The sequence below is a fragment of the Sphingomonas sp. J315 genome, from assembly GCF_024666595.1.
Taxonomy (GTDB): Bacteria; Pseudomonadota; Alphaproteobacteria; order Sphingomonadales; family Sphingomonadaceae; genus Sphingomonas.
Window position 1 is genome coordinate 1,868,463 of record NZ_CP088296.1, and the last position, 19,404, is coordinate 1,887,866.

Here is a 19,404-nt window from a genome sequence, read left to right on the forward strand (position 1 = left end):
CCCCGCACATCGCTATGCGGCACCCATGCACACATATGACGTGATCGTGATCGGCGGCGGCCATGCCGGTACCGAAGCGGCAGCTGCGGCTGCGCGCTGCGGTGCACGGACAGCGCTTGTTACCTTCGATCCCGCGATGATCGGCGCAATGTCGTGCAACCCGGCGATCGGTGGTCTGGGTAAGGGCCATCTCGTCCGTGAAGTCGACGCGCTCGACGGCCTGATCGCCCGCGCCGCCGATGCCGCCGCAATCCATTATCGCCTGCTGAACCGCTCCAAGGGCCCAGCGGTGCAGGGCCCCCGCGTCCAAGCCGACCGCATACGCTATTCCGCCGCGATCCAGACGATGCTCGCCGCCCAGCAGGGACTGGGGATCGTCGCGGGAGAAGCGGTCGCGCTGCTCCTTGAAGGCGGACGCATCGCCGGTATCCGCCTTGCAGATGACACCAAGCTGCACGCCCACGCCGTCATCCTCGCCAGCGGCACCTTCCTGGGTGGCCGCATCTTCCGCGGGGAGGAGCGTGAGACGGGTGGCAGGGTAGGGGAGCGCGCTGCGACCGCACTCGGTATCCAGCTGCGCGACTGCGGCCTGCCGATCACCCGACTCAAAACCGGCACGCCGCCTCGGCTCGACGGCCGCACGATCGACTGGGCGGCGCTCGAGGAACAGCCGAGCGACGCCGACGACTGGCGCATGTCGCCGATGACGCGCGGACCGCGTCTGCCCCAACTTGCCTGCGCAATCACCCGTACCACGCTCGAGACGCATGCGATCATTCGTACTGGATTAGATCGTTCACCCCTGTTCAGCGGGGCGATCGAGGCCGGGGGTCCGCGTTATTGCCCATCGATCGAGGACAAGATCTTTCGCTTCGGCGACCGCGACGGGCATCAGGTCTTCCTGGAACCCGAAGGGCTCGCGACCCACCTCGTCTATCCCAACGGCCTGTCGACCTCGCTGCCGACCGACATTCAGGCGGCGATGATCGCGTCGATGCGGGGGCTTGAACACGCGCGCATCGTTACCCCGGGCTATGCCGTTGAGTATGACCATGTCGACCCCCGCTCGCTGACGCACCAACTGGAGTGCCGGGATCTTCCTGGCCTGTACTGCGCCGGGCAGATCAACGGCACGACCGGCTATGAGGAAGCCGCCGCGCAGGGTCTGGTAGCGGGCATTAACGCCGCCGCTGCGGCTCTCGGTCGCGCGCCCACGCTGTTCCCGCGTCAGATCAGCTATATCGGGGTAATGATCGACGATCTCACGCTTCAGGGCGTGACCGAGCCCTACCGCATGCTGACCGCGCGTGCCGAACATCGGCTGTACTTGCGCGCCGACAACGCCCAGACCCGCCTCGCCGCATTGGGTGACGCAGCCGGCTGTCTTGGCCCGGAGCGTCAGGCATTCATCAGCGCCCGCGCCGCCGCCCGGCAAGCGCTCGACCAGCGCTTCTCGCACAGCATCACCGCCCATGCGATGGGGCAGGCGGGGTCGCTTGTTGCGCAGGACGGCGCGCGGCGCACCGCGTTCGAATGGCTGCGCTTTCCCGCAGTGACGCTCGACCATCTCGGCATCGACACCGCAGACAGTGACCCGGCGGTCCTCGGCGAACTGATCGAGGACGCCCGCTACGCCCCCTATCTCGAACGCCAGGCGGCGGAGGCTGCGGCCATGATCCGTGCAGATGGCACCCGCATTCCCGATTCGCTCGACTATTGCGCTGTCCCCGGCCTCTCCAACGAGATGGTCGAACGACTCGGAGCGGCGCGCCCGGCGACGCTGGGCGACGCAGCGCGCGTGCGTGGCATCACCCCCGCCGCGTTGACCGCAATCCTGCTCCATGTGAAGCGGGCTGCATGACCGAAGACGAAGCCCGCCGCTGGATCAGCGCACGCCATGATGTTTCACGTGAAACACGGCTCGCGCAATTTGTGCATCTGTTGCGCGATGAGGCGACGCGACAGAATCTCGTGTCACCCTCCACGCTCGATGCGATCTGGGCGCGGCATATCGTCGATTCGGCGCAGCTGCTCAAGCATGGCGATGCCGGCGGGCTCTGGCTCGATATCGGCAGCGGCGCCGGCCTGCCCGGTATCGTCCTCGCGATCCTCCGCGATGGCCCGGTCGAATTGGTCGAACCCCGCAAGCTGCGCACTGCGTTTCTTCAGCATTGCGCGGATACCCTTGGCCTGACCAATGTCACGATCCACACGGCAAAGGTCGAGCGGACCAAGGGGCGCGCGGCGGTGGTAACGGCACGCGCGGTCGGCACTCTCGACACCGTCTTCCGCATTGCCCGGCATCGCACCGACAGATCCACAATCTGGGTGCTCCCAAAGGGGAGAAATGCACAATCGGAGGTGGAAGATGCCAAGCTATGGTGGCAAGGTTCGTTCCACGTGGAACCGAGCGTGACCGCACCGGACTCGCTCATCGTTGTCGCCAAAGAGGTACGCCCCAGATGATCTGCATCGCCATCGCGAATCAGAAGGGTGGGGTGGGCAAGACCACGACTGCGATCAATGTCGGCACGGCGCTCGCCGCGACCGGCCAGCGGGTGTTATTGCTTGACCTCGATCCTCAGGGAAATTGCTCGACCGGCCTCGGAATCGGCCGCGCGGATCGCGAGCGCTCGACCTATGACCTGCTGATCGGTGAGACCAATCTGGAGGATGTGGTCGTCCCCACCCGTGTACCCGGCCTGGATATCGTCCCCGCGACGGTCGACCTGTCGGGCGCAGAGATCGAGCTGATCGAGTTCGAGGCACGCACCCACCGCCTCGCCACAGCGATCGAGCGCAGCGCCAAGCGCTGGGACGTGGTGCTGATGGACTGCCCGCCCTCGCTCGGCCTGCTCACGATCAACGCGATGGTCGCGTCGGACGCGCTGCTCGTTCCGCTGCAGTGCGAGTTTTTCGCGCTGGAAGGGCTCAGTCAGCTGCTCAACACGGTCGAGCGAATCCGCGGCCGCTTCAACCCGGGCCTGTCGATCCTCGGTGTCGTCCTGACCATGTATGACCGCCGCAATCGCCTGACCGATCAGGTCGCCGATGACGTCCGCGCCGTGCTGGGCAAGGTGGTGTTCGACACGGTGATCCCACGCAACGTCCGCCTGTCCGAAGCCCCGAGCCACGGGCTGCCGGCGCTGATCTATGATTATCGCTGCGCCGGATCCGAAGCCTATATCGCCCTTGCGCGCGAAGTGATCGATCGCCTGCCCAAGCTGAAGAAGGCCGCATGACCGAAGAGACCCCGACTCCCGCTGCCGCGCCACTCAGCACGCGCAAGGCGCGACCCGGCCTCGGCCGCGGCCTCAGCGCGCTGCTGGGCGATGCCGAGCGCGAAGAGCCCGTCCGCCCCGGTACCGAACCATCGATGGGGGTGCGGATGCTGCCGGTCAGCTCGCTTGCCCCGCACCCGGAGCAGCCGCGCCGCCATTTCGACGAGGATGCGCTGGAAGAGCTCGCCAAGTCGATCGCGATGCGCGGGCTGATTCAGCCGATCGTCGTGCGCCCGCACGGCAAGGATTATCAGATCGTCGCCGGTGAGCGCCGCTGGCGCGCCGCCCAGCGCGCGCGGCTGCATGAAGTGCCGGTCATCGTCCGCGACCTCGACGAGGCGCAGACGATCGAAATCGCGATCGTCGAGAATATCCAGCGCGAGGATTTGAACGCGATCGAGGAGGCTGAGGCCTATTCGAAGCTGATCAACGATTTCGGCCATAGCCAGGAGGCGCTGGCGCGGATCGTCCACAAGTCGCGCAGCCATATCGCCAACCTGATCCGCCTGCTCGACCTGCCGCAAAGCGTGCGCCAGCGCGTGGTCGAGGGCGGGCTGACGATGGGCCACGCTCGCGCGCTGATCGGCGCGCCCGACCCGGAGAAGCTCGCCAAGATCGTCGTCGAACGCGACCTCTCCGTCCGCGAAACCGAAAAGCTCGCCCGCGACGCCAAGCCGCGCGCGGCGGGGAAGGGCGGCGGCGACAAAGCGGGCGGCGGCAGCAACGCCGACATCGCCGCGCTGGAGCGCCAGCTGGGCGACGTGCTCGGCCTCAACGTCAAGATCAGCTTTGGTGAAAAGGGCGGGGCGCTGACGCTCGCCTACTCGACGCTGGATCAGCTCGACATGATCTGCCAGCGTCTGACGGGCGAAAAAATCTAGTTAAAACAAGAATCTAATGACGATCTTCTTAAGCCCCTCCCGCTTGCGGGAGGGGTTGGGGAGGGTCTTCTTCTTTCTCATTCTTCTTCAAAAACTCCTCCCCCGGAGGGGGGGGGACCGCCGAAGGCGGTGGAGGGGTAGCTCTCCGCTGGGCGATGTCCCTCGACGAAACTACCCCTCCGTCATCGCTACGCGATGCCACCTCCCCCCCCCCCGGGGAGGACTGGTGGAACCTTGCCCCCCTCGTCACCCCGGCCCTGTGCCGGGGTCCACCGGGCGGCAAGCGCGGAGCTTGAACTTCAAGCCGCCGGACGTGAGGATGAGTGGACCCCGGAACAAGTCCGGGGTGACGAACAGATAGAGTCGACTTGTCGCCTGCGGAATCCGCCGCCAGATAGTCAGCGTGGAAATAGAAGGCCTTACTCCGGCAGCCCTGCGGGCTCTACCGAGCGATGAGCTCAATGCACTGCTCGCATTCGGGCGACCCATCACGTTCCGCATCGGATCGGCAACCGTGCTTGCCGAGTTCAACAAGGATGATGATTGCCTCACCGTCAATCTCGCGCACATCGACGGTGGCGGGGAGGGCGTGCTTGTATCGCTATGGAAGCTCGTCACTGCGTTCGCGAAGGACCGCGGCTATCATTGCGTCTTGTGGAACGTCCACGCACTCACCTGTGACAACCCGAACCCACGCCTCCAGAAGTTCTTGTGTGAACGCGGGTTTGTGGAAACGCACAGCGAACGCCACGGTCGGGTCTTGAGTCGTCTTGAGCCGATTCAATATCCCTAAACTGGCCGCCACTCACCCCCGCGCCGCCCCCCGCGCCAGCACCGCCAACTCATGATCCGCCAGCACCTGCCCTGCATTCCCCCCGCCGCGCGTCATCGCGCGTTCCGCTTCGCGCGCACGTTCCACGGCGCGCGCCAGCATCGGGCTGTTCCACCGTTGCAGTGCGCGGATCGTCGCGGCTTCTTCCTTGAAGAAGACGCGGTGCTTCTTGACGACCTCGGCGGGGCTCAGCCCATGATCGATATCGGCGCGCATCTCGGCCAGCGCCATCAGGCGGCGGACCAGCCCGCGCAGCAGCGGAATCGTCGAAACCCCCGCCGCGTCCAGCCGCGCCAGCTCGACGCCGATCTCGGCCGGGCGACCGCCCACAACCGCCTCGATCGCGCCGGACATCTCGGCCTCACCCAGATCGGCGCCAATCGCGTCGAGCGCCTCGATCCCCGCCTCACGCGGCCGATCGGGCGCGGCGTCGAGGAACAGCGACAATTTCTCGATCTCGCGCGCCAGCACCGCGCGATCGCCCCCTGACATGGCCGCCAGCCGATCAGCCGCCCCGCCCACCAGCCGCAAGCCATGTTCGCGCGCGATTCCGGTCGCCAGCTGCCCGGCGGTGCGCGCATCGGGGACATAGCAGGCATGGACCATCACATTGGGCGCGGCGAGCGCAAGCTTGAGCAGTCGTCCGGTGCCTTTCAGCCCGCCGCCGACCGCGACTACGGGATTCCCGGCCGTCTCCGCCTCGATCAGCATCCGCACCGCATCGGTGCCGCCATCGTCGATCCCGGAAACCCGAATGTAGCGCGCCCCACCGAACAGCGACAGCGACGCTGCCTCGCCGGCAAGCAGCCCGGCATCGTCCTTCAGCGCATTGCCCTCGATATCGATACGCTCGGCATCGGGACCCATCGCCCGACCCAGCCGCGCGGCGAGGTCGTTGGCCCCCGCCTCATCGGGGCCGTAGAGCAGGAACAGGCGAATATCGGGGCCCGGCTTGTCCAGCCGCGCCCGAATCTGCGCCTCGCTCGCCTTCACTTGGGGCTAGAGCTGCGCGCGTACCGGGCCAACCGCGCGACGATCTGGTCCGCGACGATGCCCGACAGCCGCTCCAGCGCGCTCCGCTCCGCCGCGATGGTGGCATATTCCGATCCCGCGACGTCGATGCCCGCATCCGACTCGGCGGTCGCATCGAGCACCGTCTGTCCGGTCGTCAGGTCGATCAGCTGATAGCGCGCGCGCAGCGTCCGCCGCTCGCGCGTCACCACGTCATCGCTGCGCACGCCCAGACCCTCGATCCGGTCGTCCAGCTTGATCTCCAGCCGATAGGCCGGGGTGCCGCTGCGCGTCGCCTCGATCCGGTCGCGCACCGCATTGGAGACCAGCCAGCCGGCCTCGCCCTGAATTGGCGCAACCTCGACCCCCGACAGCATCGTCTGCACCGGGCCACCCACGCCGCCGCCGTAGAGCGGTCGCAGCCCGCAGCCCGACAGGGTCATGCCCGCAACGGCGAGCGCGAGGAGAAGGGCAGGGCGCGTCATGCGACGATATTCACCAGACGGTCGGGCACGACGATCACCTTTCGGGGTGTTGCGCCGTCCAGAATGCGCTGCACATTGGCGTTTGCCAAGGCCATGGCTTCCAGATCGGCCTTGTCCGCCCCCTTGGCCGCCGTGACCGTGTCGCGCAGCTTGCCGTTGACCTGGATCGCGATTGTCACCTCGTCATCGACCAGCAGGGCGGGATCGACCGCCGGCCACTCGGCATCGGCGATCAGGCCGTCATTGCCCATCGCGGCCCAGGCTTCCTCGGCCAGATGCGGCACCATCGGTGCGGCGATCAGGATCGCGGTGCGGATCGCGGTTGCGCGCGACGCGCTCGGCGCGGCCTTTTCGATCGCATTGACCAGGGCATAGAGCTTGGCCACCGCCTTGTTGAACTGCAGCCCTTCTATATCCGCGGCGACCCCGGCGATCGTCTGGTGCAGCACGCGGTCGAGGCCCTTGTCCTCGCCCTCCCATGCTTCCAACTGGTCGAACAGCCGCCACAGCCGTTGGACGAAGCGCCAGGCACCCTCGATCCCGTTTTCGGTCCACTCCAGATCGCGCTCGGGCGGCAGAATCCGACAGCACGAACCACCGCACCGCGTCCGCGCCATACTGGTCGACGATCGGTTCGGGATCGACCGTGTTCTTCTTGGACTTTGACATCTTCTCGATGCGCCCGACCGTGACCGGACCGCCGCTCGCGCGCTCGACGAGCACGTCGTTGCGCCGCTCGATCTCGTCCGGGGACAGCCAGCGGCCATCGGCCGCCTTGTAGGTCTCGTGCGTCACCATCCCCTGGGTGAACAGCCCCTCGAACGGTTCGGCGATGTCGATCATCCCGATCCGCTTGAGCGCACGCGTCCAGAAGCGGGCATAGAGCAGGTGCAGGATCGCATGCTCGACCCCGCCGATATATTGGTTCACCGGCAGCCATTGTTCGGCCACCGCGCGGTCGAACGGCTTGTCGCCCGGCTGGCTGGCGAAGCGGATGAAATACCAGCTCGAATCGACGAAGGTATCCAGCGTATCGGTCTCGCGCCGTGCCGGTTTGCCGCATTGCGGGCAATCGACATGCTTCCACGTCGGATGGCGGTCGAGCGGGTTGCCGGGGATGTCGAAACTGACATCTTCGGGCAGCACCACGGGCAGCTGCTTCTTGGGCACCGGCACCGCACCGCAAATCTCGCAATGCACGATCGGGATCGGCGTGCCCCAGTAACGCTGGCGCGACACGCCCCAGTCGCGCAGCCGCCAGACGGTCGTTCCCTTGCCCCAGCCTTCGGATTCGGCACGGCGGATCACCTCGCGCTTCGCATCGGCGACATCCATGCCATTCAGGAAGTGAGAATTGACGAGCGTTCCGGGGCCGGTGAAGCTTTCTTCCTCGACATATTCGCTTTCGGTTTTTTCGCCATCAGATACGACTCGCCGGATCGGGAGCCCATATTTGGTCGCGAATTCGAAATCGCGCTGGTCGTGCGCCGGCACGCCGAACACCGCGCCGGTGCCGTAATCCATCAGCACGAAATTCGCGATATAGACCGGCAATTCCCACGCGGAATCAAAAGGATGCACCGCGCGAATGCCGGTGTCAAAGCCGAGCTTCTCCTGCGTCTCGATCTCCGCCGCGGTGGTGCCGCCGAGCTTGCACTGCGCGATGAACTCTGCCGCTGCCGGGTCCCTGGTGGCCAGCGCCTGCGCGATCGGATGGTCCGCCGCGATCGCGACGAAGCTCGATCCGAAGATCGTGTCCGGGCGGGTCGTGAACACCTCTACTTCATTGAAATCGCTGGACGAAAGCTTGAAGCGGAACTGCATCCCCTGCGACTTGCCGATCCAGTTTTCCTGCATCAGCCGGACCTTGTCGGGCCATTTGTCGAGGCTTTCGAGCCCGTCGAGCAGCTCGTCGGCAAAGTCGGTGATCTTGAGGAACCACTGACTGAGCTTCTTCTTTTCGACCAGCGCCCCGGATCGCCACCCGCGCCCGTCGATCACCTGCTCATTGGCAAGCACGGTCATATCGACCGGGTCCCAGTTGACCGTCGATTCCTTGCGATAAACCAATCCGTTAGCGAACAGATCGAGAAACAGTGCCTGCTCGTGGCCGTAATAGTCCGGCTCACACGTCGCCAGCTCGCGGCCCCAGTCGATCGCCAGGCCCAGCCGCTTCAGCTGCGCGCGCATCGTCGCGATATTGTCGCGCGTCCAGCCGCCGGGATGGACCTTCTTTTCCATCGCGGCATTTTCGGCGGGCATGCCGAACGCATCCCACCCCATCGGGTGGAGCACTTCCATGCCCTTCATCCGCCGATAGCGCGTCAGCACGTCGCCCATCGTGTAGTTGCGGACATGCCCCATATGGATGCGCCCCGACGGGTAGGGAAACATCTCGAGCACATAGGATTTGGGCTTGGGCGAGTGATCGTCCGCGGCGAAGGTACGGCGTTCCTCCCAGACCTTCTGCCACGCGGAATCGGCGTTCAGCGCGTTGAACCGCGACATGGTATTTCCTCAGGCTCGGCGTCGGCTCGCCCCTGCCCGGGTCCGCGAGTCCGTCGCCGGGTGGAGGAGCAGGCCGGTGCCGCTAAACTAAACTACAGCTCAATTCCCGGCGATGGCAGCGCGGCGCAGATCGCGCGCCTTGGTGAGGATGATATCCTCCAGCTTCTGGACCGTTGCCGCCTCGACCGGGGCATCGACCCACTGGCCGCCGCGGTTGACCTGACGCTGGACGCTGACGCGCAGCGCATCGGCGCGCAGATCTTGGTCCAGGATCGCGACGGTGATCTTTACCCGCTCGGTCGTGAGGTTGGGGTTCACATGCCAGTCGGTGACGATCACGCCGCCGTTCGAATCGGTCTGGGCGATCGGCGCGAACGACACGGTGTCGAGCGCGGCGCGCCACAGATAGGCGTTGACGCCGATCGTCGTGACCTTCGACGCGGCAAGGTCGGCGCGCGGGCGATCGCCACCGCCACCGCATGCGGCGAGGGTGAGGGCAACGCTGCCCAGGATCGCGGTGCGCAACTGGCGGTTCATCGGCATCATCCTATGGGAAGTCTCATCTATTCGGTGTGCATCTATAGATGCTGGCGCGCGCGCCGCAAGCGCAAGCCGCCGCGTGGAACGATGGTGTGGCGCGGCGGGGCTGTGCGTCTTGTGCAACACCTGCGGCGAAATCGGATTCGGCCTGTGGAACATTGGGGCCGAATCATGGTAGCGCTATGAGCGAGTAAGGGGGTTCTTCATGCGTTTTCGTCGGATCATCGCTGGCATGGGACTGGGGGCGCTGGGCGTCGCCGGGCTCGTCGCTGCGCCGGCGATCCTCGCGCAGACCGGGACACCACAGCGCGCTACGCCTGCGCGCGCCGCTCCGATCGCCGGAATCGGCACCTTCACCCCGGCATCCGCCGATCCGCGACTCGCAGCGGCACTGGCGCGCAGCGGGCTGTCGGGGACCGGCTTCCGCTTCACCCCGGCCGATACCCGCGGGACCAGCAATCGCAGCGTGACCGTTGCCGTCCGTGCGCGCACCGCGCGTCCTTCGGCGGCGGTTGCTGATCGTGGTGCTGCGGCACCCGCTTCGGTCACGCTTCAGCCGATCGCCTATAATCTCGGCGTCTCGGTGGGTTGGAAGCGCTTCGCCATCTCGGGCGACCTTGCCAAGATGGACCTGGCTGGACAGCCGGGCAGCAGCGAGAAGATGGATCTGGGTGTCTCCTACACCGGCAAGCGCGCAACGGGCCGGATCAAGGCAACCAGCGAGAAGCCCACTGAGCGCGGGCCGCGCCTGCTGACGGTCGATCCGAATTACTCGATCGATGTCGGTGGTGCCTATTCGATCACGCGCAACCTCGATGTGACGGCGGGCGTCCGCTACACAACCGAGAAGGATCGCCTGCCGCAGCTCAACGACGACCGCCGCGACAGCCAGGCGGTCTATGTCGGAACCGCGATCCGCTTCTGATCGCTGACGTTGGGTTCAGGCCCAGGCGTCGATCCCGGCCCATCCATATACACCGAGTTGCCGGAGTGTGCGCCAGCGACGTTCATCCATGCCGCCCAGCGCAATCACCGGCAGCTTGAGCCCGCGGATCATCAGTCCGAGTCGCACACGCCCGAGTGTGGGGGCGCCGACATGTGAGCGTGTCGGGTGGACGGGGGAAACGAACAACAGCGCCGCGCTGGCGCGAATCGCGGCGATTGCTTCTCGGCGAGAATGGACCGGCGCGGTGAGTGCTCCCCGCTCGCGACCATGGCGGGGCAGGGGCCCGCGCCCGACTCGGGGACCGGCGACCAGCAGCAAATGTCCCCCACGTCGCGCGGTGCCGCGCACCCGATCGAACAGTGCGCGCCGTGCGCCCGCCGGCGTCGCATAGTGGCGAAACACGATCCCCGACCCGCGCGGCAGCGCGTCGATCGCACGCCATAGCGCTTCGTCCATCCGTTCGTCGGTCATCAGCCAGCGGCGCGGCAAGGTGACGGGGCAGGGGTGGCGGCGCGGCATCGCCTTTCCTATAGCGCGCCGCATGTCCGCCGAAACCGCTTCTTCCCGCCTCGCCGCTATCCGCACGCGAATCGCACGCGCCACCACACTGGCCGACCGTCGCCCCGACGCCGTCACGCTGATCGCGGTCTCCAAGACGCATGATGCCGATGCGATCCGACCGCTGCTCGACGCGGGCCAGCGCGTGTTTGGCGAGAATCGGGTGCAGGAAGCGGCCGAGAAATGGCCTGCGCTGCGTGCGGCGCACCCCGATATCCGCCTGCATCTGGTTGGTCAGCTCCAGTCGAACAAGGCGGCGGACGCTGTCGCGCTGTTCGATGCGATTCATTCGGTCGATCGTTCTTCGCTCATCGCGGCGCTCGCCAAGGCGATGGCCGAGTCCGGTAAGCGCCCCGATTGTTTCATTCAGGTCAATATCGGGGACGAACCGCAAAAGGGCGGCGTCGCGGTTGCAGAGCTACCCGCGCTGCTGGCCGAGGCGATGGCGGCTGACTTGCCGATCGTCGGGCTGATGGCTGTTCCGCCGGTGGGCGTCGATTCGGCCCCCTATTTCGCGCTCCTGGCAAAGCTGGCGCGCGAGGCGGGGCTGGAGGGCCTCAGCATCGGCATGTCGGACGATTTCGACGTCGCGGTCACGATCGACGCGACCCATGTCCGCGTCGGCACCGCATTGTTCGGGGCGCGCGCATGACCCTCTCGGTGCGCTTCGACGCGCTGATCTTTGATTTCGACGGAGTGCTGCTCGAAAGCGAGTTCGAGGGCAACCGGCACATCGCCGAATATCTGACCGGCATCGGCCATCCAACCAGCCCCGAAGAGTCGATGGCGAACTTCATGGGTCTGGCCGGGCGCGAGTTTCTCGACGCGATCGAAACCTGGATCGGGCGAACGCTTCCGGAGGACTTCCACACCGCGCGCGAGATCGAAAATCGCCGCGCGCTGACCGAAGGGGTGGCGGAGGTTGCGGGCGCAATCGCCTTTGTCCGCGCGCTGCCCGCCGACCTGCCGCGTGCCATCGCCTCGTCGAGCAACAGCCGCTGGATCGGGACGCATCTCGACCATTTCGGCATCCGCGATGCGTTCGACGGACGGATCTTCAGCGGGCGCGAGCATGTCGCACGGGGAAAACCCGCCCCCGACATCTATCTCCACGCCGCTGCGCAACTGGGCGTGCCGATCGAACGCTGTGCGATTCTGGAGGATTCACCCGTTGGCGCGACCGGCGCGGTGGCGTCGGGCGCACATGTCATCGGCATCTGCGCGGGCAATCATTGCGGGCCGGATCACGCGACCCGGCTGCGCGAAATCGGCGTTCACGACATCGCGCACGACTTCACCGAAGTTGCGCGGCTGCTTGCCTAAAGGGTGTCAGTTGCTTGAACCGTCCTCCTGCGAAAGCAGGAGTCCAGGGCCGCAAGCGATGCCGTGCCTGCTCTGGACCCCTGCTTTCGCAGGGTAACAAAGCTTGTTTGAACAGAGCAGGCTTTACGCCGCCGTTCCGCCGACCGTCAGCCGCTCGACCAGCAGGCTCGGCTGACCGACGCCCGCAGGCACGGACTGCCCGCCCTTGCCGCACATGCCGATGCCCTCGTCGAGCGCAAAATCATTGCCGATCCCGATTACCTTGGTCAGGCAGGTGGGACCATCACCGATCAGCGTCGCGCCCTTGATCGGGGCGCCGATCTTGCCGTTCTCAATCTTGTACGCCTCGGTGCAGGAGAAGACGAACTTGCCCGACACGATGTCGACCTGACCGCCGCCGAAGCTCTTGGCGAAGATGCCCTTCTTGACGCGGCTCAACAGCTCGGCGGGGTCGTCCTTGCCCCCCTTCATGAAGGTGTTGGTCATGCGCGGCATCGGCGCGTGCTGGAAGCTCTCGCGTCGGCCGTTTCCGGTGGGTTCGACCCCCATCAGCCGCGCGTTGAGGCGATCCTGCATATAGCCCTTGAGGATGCCGTCCTCGATCAGCACCGTCTCGCGCGTCGGCGTGCCCTCATCGTCGATCGACAGCGATCCGCGCCGGCCCATGATTGACCCATCATCGACCACGGTGACGCCGGGTGCAGCGACGCGCTCGCCGATCCGGCCCGAAAAGGCGCTGGTCCCTTTGCGGTTGAAATCGCCCTCAAGGCCATGGCCGACCGCCTCGTGCAGCAGCACACCGGGCCAACCCGGTCCGAGTAGCACGGTCATCTCGCCGGCCGGCGCATCGACCGCGTCGAGATTGACCAACGCCTGCGCCAGCGCCTCGTCGATCGCGTGGTTCCACGTCACGGGCTCGAACAGTCGGTCATAGAGCGCGCGACCGCCGGTGCCGAAGCTGCCAGTCTCGCGCCGCCCATTTGCCTCAACCACGATGCTGACATTGAGGCGGACCAGCGGGCGGATGTCGGTCGCGACAAAGCCGTCTGGCCGCACGATTTCGACCACGCTCCATGACCCCAGCAGGCTCGCCGACACCTGCACCACGCGCGGGTCGCGCGCGCGGGCGGCTGCATCGATCGTCTGGCAGAGGTTCACCTTGTCGGCGAAGGGAACCAGGTCGAGCGGGTCGGCGTCGGTGTAGAGATGGCGATTGGTGCGCGTCGGGGCAGCGGCCTTGGGCCCGGTCGCCGGGTCGATCAGCGCCATCGTCTCGCCCGCGCGGCGGATCGCGGCTTCGCTGATCTCGTTGGCGTGCGCGAAGGCGGTGGTTTCGCCGCTCACCGCGCGCAGGCCAAAGCCCGAATCGGTATTGTACGACGCGGTCTTGAGCCGTCCGTCGTCAAAGCCGAACGCTTCCGATTTGCGATATTGCAGGTAAAGCTCGCCATCCTCGGCCTTGGCGAGGATCGATGCGGTCAGGCGCTGGGCGGCATCGGCGTCAAAGCCGTCGCGGTAAAGAAAGCCTCGGGGATCGCGGTACATTCCCCGAATATAGGTAAGTTAGATGCTCGCGCCAGACGCGATATCGGGCAGGTCGCCCTGATTGCTACCATCGACGGGGCCGCCGATCAGCACGAAGCGGCGGTCGCAATAGCCGCAATCGACATAGCCATGCTCATCGATCTGCAAAAACACGCGCGGATGGCCCAACACGGCGGGAATACCGGCGTGCGCGCCGTCACAGACGACGCAGGCGGTGGTGACGCGGGTGACTTCGGGCGGCGCGATCATGGGGACGCGGTTAGCAAAGCGCGCGCGCGCGGGCAATCGCGGCGTGCACGGTTGCCTACATTGATCCGGTCGAGCGTTCGAACTCGCTCGCGCATTGCTCGGCCAACTTCGCCGCGCCGTCGATGCCGCCTGCCTGCATCGATTCCGCCACCGCATCGATAGCGGGGCCGAGCATCGCCGCTCCGCTTCGCCCGACGATCTTGCCCAGGAAAAAGCTCATCGTCATCTCGAGTCCGGGCTTGTCGGTCGCGGAGGCGCTTTCGCCCAGCATCGTCATCGCAAACACGCATTTCGCGTCGGCCTGATCGGCGGGGGTCGGGGTGGCCTGGGCAATTGCGAGCGCGATTGCATGGACGATCAGCATCGTTTTTCCTCCCCGGATGGTCACCAAGCCTGTGCCCTGCGGCCGGTTTTGGCAACCGATTCGCTTGCCAATCGCGACGCACCGTCCCACTTCCGCCCGATGAGCGACGCGGCGATCGAGATCGACGGCCTTTCGAAGGTCTATAAGGGCGGCAAACAGGCGCTGGACGGGGTGAGCTTCTCCGTCCCGCGCGGACAGATTTTTGGGCTGCTCGGGCCCAATGGTGCGGGCAAGTCGACGCTGATCAACATCTTGGCGGGTCTGGTCAACAAGACCGGCGGCACCGCGCGCATCTGGGGATTCGACATCGACGCCAGTCCGCGCAACGCCAAGCGCGCGATCGGGATCGTCAATCAGGAGATCATGTTCGACCCCTTCTTCACGCCGGTCGAGACGCTGGAGATTCAGGCCGGGCTGTACGGCGTGCCGAAGGGCGAACGGCGCTCGATGGAGTTGCTGCGCGCGGTGCATCTGGAGGACAAGGCGCGCGCCTATTCGCGCACTTTGTCGGGCGGGATGAAGCGGCGGCTCATGGTCGCCAAGGCAATGGTGCATTCGCCGCCGGTGCTGGTGCTCGACGAACCGACTGCCGGCGTCGATATTGAACTACGCCAGCAGCTCTGGGCCTATGTCCGCACGCTCAACGACGCCGGCGTGACGGTGGTGCTGACCACACACTATCTGGAGGAAGCGGAGGAGCTGTGCGATCGCATCGCGATCATCAACCACGGCAAGCTGATCGCCAACGAGCCGACCCGTGAGCTGGTCGGCAAGACGCAGGAAAAGGCGGTCGAGGTCGTCGTGGACCGTGACATCGCCGATCTGCCCGCCAATGCCTGTTTCCAGAAGATCGAAGCCAAGGGCGAGCGGACCTTGGTCATCACCTATCGCAAGGACCGCGCGAACGCCGGCGAAGTGCTGGGCGCGGTGCAGGCGGCGGGGTTCGGCATCGTTGACGTCAGCACGCGCGAGGCGGATCTGGAGGACGTGTTCCTGAGCCTGACGCGGGCGGCGAACGCGGCCTAACGCCGATAGCGCGCGAAGAAGCGCCACATCGCGTCATTGTCCGCAGTCCAGACATGCCCGCCGCCGCGCAGGATATGGGCGGCGACTTCGGCGCGCGCCCGGCATTGCGTATGCAGCCGCTCATAGAGGTTCGCGGCGAGGTCGCGGCGCAGCGGGCCTGCCTTGCACCCGTTGAGCGCGGCCCAGCGCGCCTCCGCAGCCTCCATCGTATATTGCCAATAGCCCGCGCCGCCACCCTGCACCGGGTTGGTGCCGTCGGCGTCTCCGGCAAAGGCGATCACCGGCATCGGGTGCTTGGGCGTGCAGGTCGTGGGGTCCGGGCGGGCCGTGTCGCTCGCCAGCGGGTTGCCGGCGCGAAGGCCCACGACCGGGGCGATCACGGCGAAGCGGTCTGACGCGACGCAGCCCAGCCATGACGTCATCCGCCCGCCACCCGACAGGCCGGTGGCATAGACGCGCTTGCGGTCGGCACAGCCGCTGTTCGCCAGCCAGTCGATCGCGGTCTTGAGGAAGGCGACGTCATCGGCATCGCCCGGCCCCGGCACCTTGCCGGTGACGGTCGGGACGCCCGGAATGTTCCAGACAAAGCCGCGCTCGACCGGGATGCCAGCGTCCGGCGCGGCGACAAGGAATCCGTGGCGGTCGCTGCTCGCCTCCAGCTTCGACTGCGCCAGGATGGCGGCGCCGTCGCCACCGCTGCCGTGCAAGGCGAAGACGAGCGGAAGGCGACCCGGCGGTGCATTCGCGGGAACGTGGAGCAGCATGCTGCGTCCGGTATTGCCGACCGTCACCCGCGCCGTGGTGCCGGAGACAACCGGGCAGCCCGGTGCGGCGAGTGCTGGCACAGTCGCGACGAACAGGGCAGCGGCGGCGGCGAGGATCAGGCGCATCGGTATCTCCTTGTAATCCGCTCGCTATGACCTGCGCTGTTATGCGGCAACCGCAGCGTGTTTGAAATCGCCGCGCTTTGTCGCATAGCGGCCCACCGCCATGAGTGCGCGAAGGAATAAGAGTGGCCCACGACCCCCATCAGTGCGACGTGCTTGTCATCGGATCGGGCGCCGCCGGGCTGACCGCCGCGCTCAATCTTGCCCAACGGTTCCGGGTGACGGTGCTGGCCAAGGGCGGGCTGGATGAGGGGTCGACCGCCTGGGCGCAGGGTGGGATCGCCGCGGTGCTCGAGCCGGGCGACACGTTCGAGGCGCATATCGAGGATACGATGATCGCCGGCGCGGGCCTCAACGACCGTGCGACGGTAGAGATGGTGGTCGAAAACGCCCCCGCCGCGATCGAACGGCTGGTCGAGTTGGGCGTGCCATTCAATATGGACGGCAACGCACTGCACCTGACGCGTGAGGGCGGGCACAGCGCGCGCCGCATCGTCCATGTCGACGACGCCACCGGTTGGGCGGTGCAGGAGGCGCTGATCCGCGCCGCGCGCGCCAATCCCAACATCACCCTGGTCCCAGACATGGTCGCGATCGATCTTGCCACCAGCCGCCATGAGCTGCGCTATTCGGGGGCGGGCAAGGTGTGGGGCGTCTATGCCGTCAACCGCGCGACCGGGGGCGTCGAGCTGTTCACAGCGAACGCCACGGTGCTGGCGACCGGCGGGGCGGGGCGCACCTATCTCTTCTCGACCGCGCCCAAGGGGGCGACCGGTGACGGCATTGCGATGGCGTGGCGCGCGGGGTGCCGCATCTCGAACATGGAGATGATGCAGTTCCACCCGACCTGCCTCTACAATCTCGACGTCAAGAATTTCCTGATCACGGAAGCGGTGCGGGGCGAGGGCGGGCGACTCTTCAACCCGCAGACCGGCAAGCGCTTCATGGCGGATTACGACCCGGAGCGGATGGAGCTGGCCCCGCGCGATGTGGTCGCCCGCGCAATCGACGCCGAAATCAAGCGCGACGGCCTCGATTTCGTCCATCTCGACATCAGCCATATGCCCGCCGAGTTCGTAAAGGGGCATTTCCCCAACATCCATGACAAGCTGATTGGCCTGGGCATCGACATGACTTCCCAGCCGATCCCGGTGGTGCCGGCGCAGCACTACACCTGTGGGGGGGGTCGTCATCGACCTGGACGGGCGCACCGATCTGCCCGGGCTCTATGCCGCTGGCGAGTGTAGCGAGAGCGGGCTCCACGGCGCGAACCGGCTGGCGAGCAACTCGCTGCTCGAATGTTTCGTGTTCGGCGAGGCGGCCGCGCGGCATATCGCGGCGAACTGGAATGATCTGCCCCCGCCACCGCCGATCCGCCCATGGGACGAGAGCCGCGTCACCGATTCGGATGAAGAAGTGGTGATCAAGCAGAACTGGACCGAAATCCGCCGCTTCATGTGGAACTATGTCGGGATCGTGCGGACCACCAAGCGGCTCGAACGCGCCGCGCACCGCATCAAGATGCTCAACGAGGAGGTCGCCGACTATTACGGCCATTTCCGCGTGACCCCCGACCTGATCGAACTGCGCAACCTGCTCCAGTCAGCCGAACTGATCGTACGATCGGCGCTCCACCGGCATGAAAGCCGCGGGCTGCACTACACGCTGGATCACCCGCAGACCGACGAAATCGCCCGCGATACTGTATTGGTTCCCTGAAATTTTGGCCGAATCTTCACGCTTTGCCGTCATATTCCGCGCGTTCGTCGCAGAAGTTGCCGTCGACTCTTGGCCGGAACGCCGCGACGCAGCATGATCGCTTAGGGCAAGGGGCGTGGTATCGTGTTGGGGATGCAGGAGTTTACGATCTCTTCAGCGTGCAATGACTCTGGCGGGCCTCGCGCCTGTCCTGTTGATCGGTGCCGGCGTGCACCGCGATGACCTCCCCAAGGATCTGACCCCGGCCAGCTATCGCGTGTCGATGCCGATTCCGGCTGCGCCGAAGCCACTCCCGGTCTTTCCCGCCCCCGCCGCTCTGACCGTGACGGTCGATGCGCTTGCGCGCGATTTCGGCGGCGTGGTCGGCATTTCGGTCCGCAGCCTCGAATGGGGGTGGCAAGTCGACGCCAATGGCGACCGCCGCATGCCGCAGCAGAGCGTGAGCAAGCTGTGGGTCGCGATGACCGTGCTCGATGCCCGCGACAAGGGCCGTCTGACGCTGGACGATCCGGTCGAACTGCGCCGCGAGCATCTGACCCTGTTCCATCAGCCGATCGCTTCGCTGGTGGTGCGCGACGGCGTCTATCGCACCACTGTGCGCGAGTTGCTGTTGCGCGCGATGCAGTCGAGCGACAATACCGCCAATGACCGGTTGCTGACCCTGGTCGGCGGACCGCAGGCGGTACGCGCCTTCATCGCCGATCGCGGATTGGGCGAAATTCGCTTTGGGCCGGGCGAGCGGCTGTTGCAGGCGGGCACTGCCGGGCTGAGCTGGGACCAACGCTATTCGATGGCGGGTGAGTTCCAGCGCGCGCGTGCCGCATTGCCGCCGACCGTGCGGCGCGCGGCATTCGATTCCTATGTTGCCGACCCGGTCGATGGCGCGGCACCCTCGGCGATCGCGCTGGCGCTGGCGCGGCTGAAGGCCGGGGAGCTGCTCTCGGCCTCATCGACGAGTTTTCTGACCACGGTGATGTCTGGCACGCGGACTGGCAAGGCGCGGCTGCGCGCGGCGGTGCCGGTGGGCTGGACTCTGGCGCACAAGACCGGGACCGGGCAGGATCTGGGCGCGCGTACCGCCGGGTTCAACGATATCGGCATCCTGACCGCGCCGGATGGCAAAGCCTATTCGATCGCGGTGATGATCGGCGATACCCCGCGCCCGGTGCGCGAACGCCAGCAGCTGATGCAAGCGGTCGTCGCGAGCGTAGTGGCGAACCATCGCTGAGGCTTAAGCTCTCGCCCATGC

Annotated in this window: 18 protein-coding genes and 2 pseudogenes; 11 read left to right on the top strand and 9 right to left on the bottom strand. The window is 66.3% G+C overall.

Annotation, left to right across the window (positions count from 1 at the left end; all coding sequences use genetic code 11):
* Positions 1-25 precede the first annotated feature (25 nt).
* The 5 genes from mnmG (at position 26) to LRS08_RS09650 (ending at position 4,955) form a co-directional block, all read left to right on the top strand.
* Complete coding sequence (gene mnmG / locus LRS08_RS09630; RefSeq protein ID WP_257843877.1) at positions 26-1,861, top strand: tRNA uridine-5-carboxymethylaminomethyl(34) synthesis enzyme MnmG; 1,836 nt, start codon at positions 26-28, stop codon at positions 1,859-1,861.
* The gene (rsmG, locus tag LRS08_RS09635; RefSeq protein ID WP_257843876.1) at positions 1,858-2,466 is read left to right on the top strand and encodes a 16S rRNA (guanine(527)-N(7))-methyltransferase RsmG; all 609 of its coding nucleotides are present in this window, start codon (positions 1,858-1,860) and stop codon (positions 2,464-2,466) included. The genes mnmG and rsmG overlap by 4 nt, the downstream gene beginning before the upstream one ends.
* Positions 2,463-3,242, top strand: a complete 780-nt coding sequence (locus LRS08_RS09640) for a ParA family protein (RefSeq protein WP_260481603.1) — start codon at positions 2,463-2,465, stop codon at positions 3,240-3,242. The genes rsmG and LRS08_RS09640 overlap by 4 nt, the downstream gene beginning before the upstream one ends.
* Positions 3,239-4,162, top strand: a complete 924-nt coding sequence (locus LRS08_RS09645) for a ParB/RepB/Spo0J family partition protein (RefSeq protein ID WP_257843875.1) — start codon at positions 3,239-3,241, stop codon at positions 4,160-4,162. Before LRS08_RS09640 ends, LRS08_RS09645 begins: the two co-directional genes overlap by 4 nt.
* A gap of 403 nt (positions 4,163-4,565) precedes the next feature.
* Positions 4,566-4,955, top strand: coding sequence for a hypothetical protein (locus LRS08_RS09650; protein WP_257843874.1), 390 nt, complete (start codon positions 4,566-4,568; stop codon positions 4,953-4,955).
* Positions 4,956-4,967: 12 nt separating this feature from the next.
* Here the strand turns inward: LRS08_RS09650 and holA are convergent, their stop codons facing one another.
* The 4 genes and pseudogenes from holA to LRS08_RS09670 form a co-directional block, all read right to left on the bottom strand.
* Positions 4,968-5,987 carry a DNA polymerase III subunit delta gene (gene holA / locus LRS08_RS09655; protein WP_260481604.1) on the bottom strand — a complete coding sequence of 340 codons (1,020 nt, stop codon included), beginning with the start codon at positions 5,985-5,987 and terminating at the stop codon, positions 4,968-4,970.
* The gene (gene lptE, locus LRS08_RS09660) at positions 5,984-6,490 is read right to left on the bottom strand and encodes an LPS assembly lipoprotein LptE (protein WP_257843872.1); all 507 of its coding nucleotides are present in this window, start codon (positions 6,488-6,490) and stop codon (positions 5,984-5,986) included. Before lptE ends, holA begins: the two co-directional genes overlap by 4 nt.
* Positions 6,487-8,998 (bottom strand): annotated as a pseudogene (gene leuS, locus LRS08_RS09665) (leucine--tRNA ligase). Before leuS ends, lptE begins: the two are co-directional and overlap by 4 nt.
* 99 nt (positions 8,999-9,097) lie before the next feature.
* Positions 9,098-9,535: a DUF3576 domain-containing protein gene (locus tag LRS08_RS09670; RefSeq protein WP_260481605.1), complete on the bottom strand. Its 438-nt coding sequence runs from the start codon at positions 9,533-9,535 to the stop codon at positions 9,098-9,100.
* Between the two features lie 208 nt (positions 9,536-9,743).
* Between LRS08_RS09670 and LRS08_RS09675 the strand changes: the two genes are divergently transcribed.
* Positions 9,744-10,463 carry a hypothetical protein gene (locus LRS08_RS09675; RefSeq protein ID WP_257843871.1) on the top strand — a complete coding sequence of 240 codons (720 nt, stop codon included), beginning with the start codon at positions 9,744-9,746 and terminating at the stop codon, positions 10,461-10,463.
* Positions 10,464-10,478: 15 nt separating this feature from the next.
* Here the strand turns inward: LRS08_RS09675 and LRS08_RS09680 are convergent, their stop codons facing one another.
* Positions 10,479-11,003 carry a thiamine phosphate synthase gene (locus LRS08_RS09680; RefSeq protein WP_260481606.1) on the bottom strand — a complete coding sequence of 175 codons (525 nt, stop codon included), beginning with the start codon at positions 11,001-11,003 and terminating at the stop codon, positions 10,479-10,481.
* A 22-nt stretch (positions 11,004-11,025) separates the two neighbouring features.
* Between LRS08_RS09680 and LRS08_RS09685 the strand changes: the two genes are divergently transcribed.
* The gene (locus LRS08_RS09685; protein WP_257843870.1) at positions 11,026-11,694 is read left to right on the top strand and encodes a YggS family pyridoxal phosphate-dependent enzyme; all 669 of its coding nucleotides are present in this window, start codon (positions 11,026-11,028) and stop codon (positions 11,692-11,694) included.
* Entirely contained in the window at positions 11,691-12,365 is a 675-nt protein-coding gene (locus LRS08_RS09690; protein ID WP_257843869.1) for an HAD family hydrolase, read from the top strand. The genes LRS08_RS09685 and LRS08_RS09690 overlap by 4 nt, the downstream gene beginning before the upstream one ends.
* A 123-nt stretch (positions 12,366-12,488) precedes the next feature.
* Here the strand turns inward: LRS08_RS09690 and tldD are convergent, their stop codons facing one another.
* Genes tldD through LRS08_RS09705 form a run of 3 tightly spaced genes read right to left on the bottom strand, consistent with a single transcriptional unit; the run spans position 12,489 to position 14,523 of the window.
* Positions 12,489-13,910 carry a metalloprotease TldD gene (gene tldD, locus LRS08_RS09695; RefSeq protein ID WP_260481607.1) on the bottom strand — a complete coding sequence of 474 codons (1,422 nt, stop codon included), beginning with the start codon at positions 13,908-13,910 and terminating at the stop codon, positions 12,489-12,491.
* A gap of 18 nt (positions 13,911-13,928) precedes the next feature.
* Positions 13,929-14,159, bottom strand: a complete 231-nt coding sequence (locus LRS08_RS09700) for a zinc-finger domain-containing protein (protein ID WP_257843868.1) — start codon at positions 14,157-14,159, stop codon at positions 13,929-13,931.
* 55 nt (positions 14,160-14,214) lie between these two features.
* On the bottom strand, positions 14,215-14,523 hold the full coding sequence (locus tag LRS08_RS09705) for a hypothetical protein (RefSeq protein WP_260481608.1): 309 nt from the start codon (positions 14,521-14,523) through the stop codon (positions 14,215-14,217).
* A 99-nt stretch (positions 14,524-14,622) separates the two neighbouring features.
* On the opposite strand from LRS08_RS09705, the gene LRS08_RS09710 reads away from it, so the two are divergent.
* A complete protein-coding gene (locus tag LRS08_RS09710; RefSeq protein ID WP_257843867.1) occupies positions 14,623-15,549 on the top strand; it encodes an ABC transporter ATP-binding protein in 927 nt (308 codons plus the stop codon).
* Here the strand turns inward: LRS08_RS09710 and LRS08_RS09715 are convergent.
* Positions 15,546-16,439, bottom strand: coding sequence for a PHB depolymerase family esterase (locus tag LRS08_RS09715; RefSeq protein WP_257843866.1), 894 nt, complete (start codon positions 16,437-16,439; stop codon positions 15,546-15,548). The genes LRS08_RS09710 and LRS08_RS09715 overlap by 4 nt on opposite strands.
* Before the next feature lie 122 nt (positions 16,440-16,561).
* On the opposite strand from LRS08_RS09715, the pseudogene nadB reads away from it, so the two are divergent.
* Both nadB and LRS08_RS09725 read left to right on the top strand, forming a co-directional pair.
* Positions 16,562-18,155, top strand: a pseudogene (gene nadB, locus LRS08_RS09720) (L-aspartate oxidase).
* Positions 18,156-18,318: 163 nt separating this feature from the next.
* Positions 18,319-19,383 (top strand): serine hydrolase, encoded by a 1,065-nt coding sequence (locus tag LRS08_RS09725; RefSeq protein WP_260481609.1) that lies wholly within the window; start codon positions 18,319-18,321, stop codon positions 19,381-19,383.
* The last annotated feature ends 21 nt before the right edge of the window (positions 19,384-19,404 follow it).

Bases quoted from the DNA above. Each gene is read 5' to 3' on its own strand.
- LRS08_RS09675 (WP_257843871.1), top strand. From the start codon at position 9,744: ATGCGTTTTCGTCGGATCATCGCTGGCATGGGACTGGGGGCGCTGGGC.
- LRS08_RS09705 (WP_260481608.1), bottom strand. From the start codon at position 14,523: ATGCTGATCGTCCATGCAATCGCGCTCGCAATTGCCCAGGCCACCCCG.
- LRS08_RS09680 (WP_260481606.1), bottom strand. From the start codon at position 11,003: ATGCCGCGCCGCCACCCCTGCCCCGTCACCTTGCCGCGCCGCTGGCTG.
- rsmG (WP_257843876.1), top strand. From the start codon at position 1,858: ATGACCGAAGACGAAGCCCGCCGCTGGATCAGCGCACGCCATGATGTT.
- LRS08_RS09700 (WP_257843868.1), bottom strand. From the start codon at position 14,159: ATGATCGCGCCGCCCGAAGTCACCCGCGTCACCACCGCCTGCGTCGTC.
- lptE (WP_257843872.1), bottom strand. From the start codon at position 6,490: ATGACGCGCCCTGCCCTTCTCCTCGCGCTCGCCGTTGCGGGCATGACC.
- LRS08_RS09725 (WP_260481609.1), top strand. From the start codon at position 18,319: ATGACTCTGGCGGGCCTCGCGCCTGTCCTGTTGATCGGTGCCGGCGTG.
- LRS08_RS09670 (WP_260481605.1), bottom strand. From the start codon at position 9,535: ATGAACCGCCAGTTGCGCACCGCGATCCTGGGCAGCGTTGCCCTCACC.
- LRS08_RS09685 (WP_257843870.1), top strand. From the start codon at position 11,026: ATGTCCGCCGAAACCGCTTCTTCCCGCCTCGCCGCTATCCGCACGCGA.
- LRS08_RS09715 (WP_257843866.1), bottom strand. From the start codon at position 16,439: ATGCGCCTGATCCTCGCCGCCGCCGCTGCCCTGTTCGTCGCGACTGTG.
- tldD (WP_260481607.1), bottom strand. From the start codon at position 13,910: ATGTACCGCGATCCCCGAGGCTTTCTTTACCGCGACGGCTTTGACGCC.
- LRS08_RS09690 (WP_257843869.1), top strand. From the start codon at position 11,691: ATGACCCTCTCGGTGCGCTTCGACGCGCTGATCTTTGATTTCGACGGA.
- LRS08_RS09645 (WP_257843875.1), top strand. From the start codon at position 3,239: ATGACCGAAGAGACCCCGACTCCCGCTGCCGCGCCACTCAGCACGCGC.
- LRS08_RS09710 (WP_257843867.1), top strand. From the start codon at position 14,623: ATGAGCGACGCGGCGATCGAGATCGACGGCCTTTCGAAGGTCTATAAG.
- LRS08_RS09640 (WP_260481603.1), top strand. From the start codon at position 2,463: ATGATCTGCATCGCCATCGCGAATCAGAAGGGTGGGGTGGGCAAGACC.
- mnmG (WP_257843877.1), top strand. From the start codon at position 26: ATGCACACATATGACGTGATCGTGATCGGCGGCGGCCATGCCGGTACC.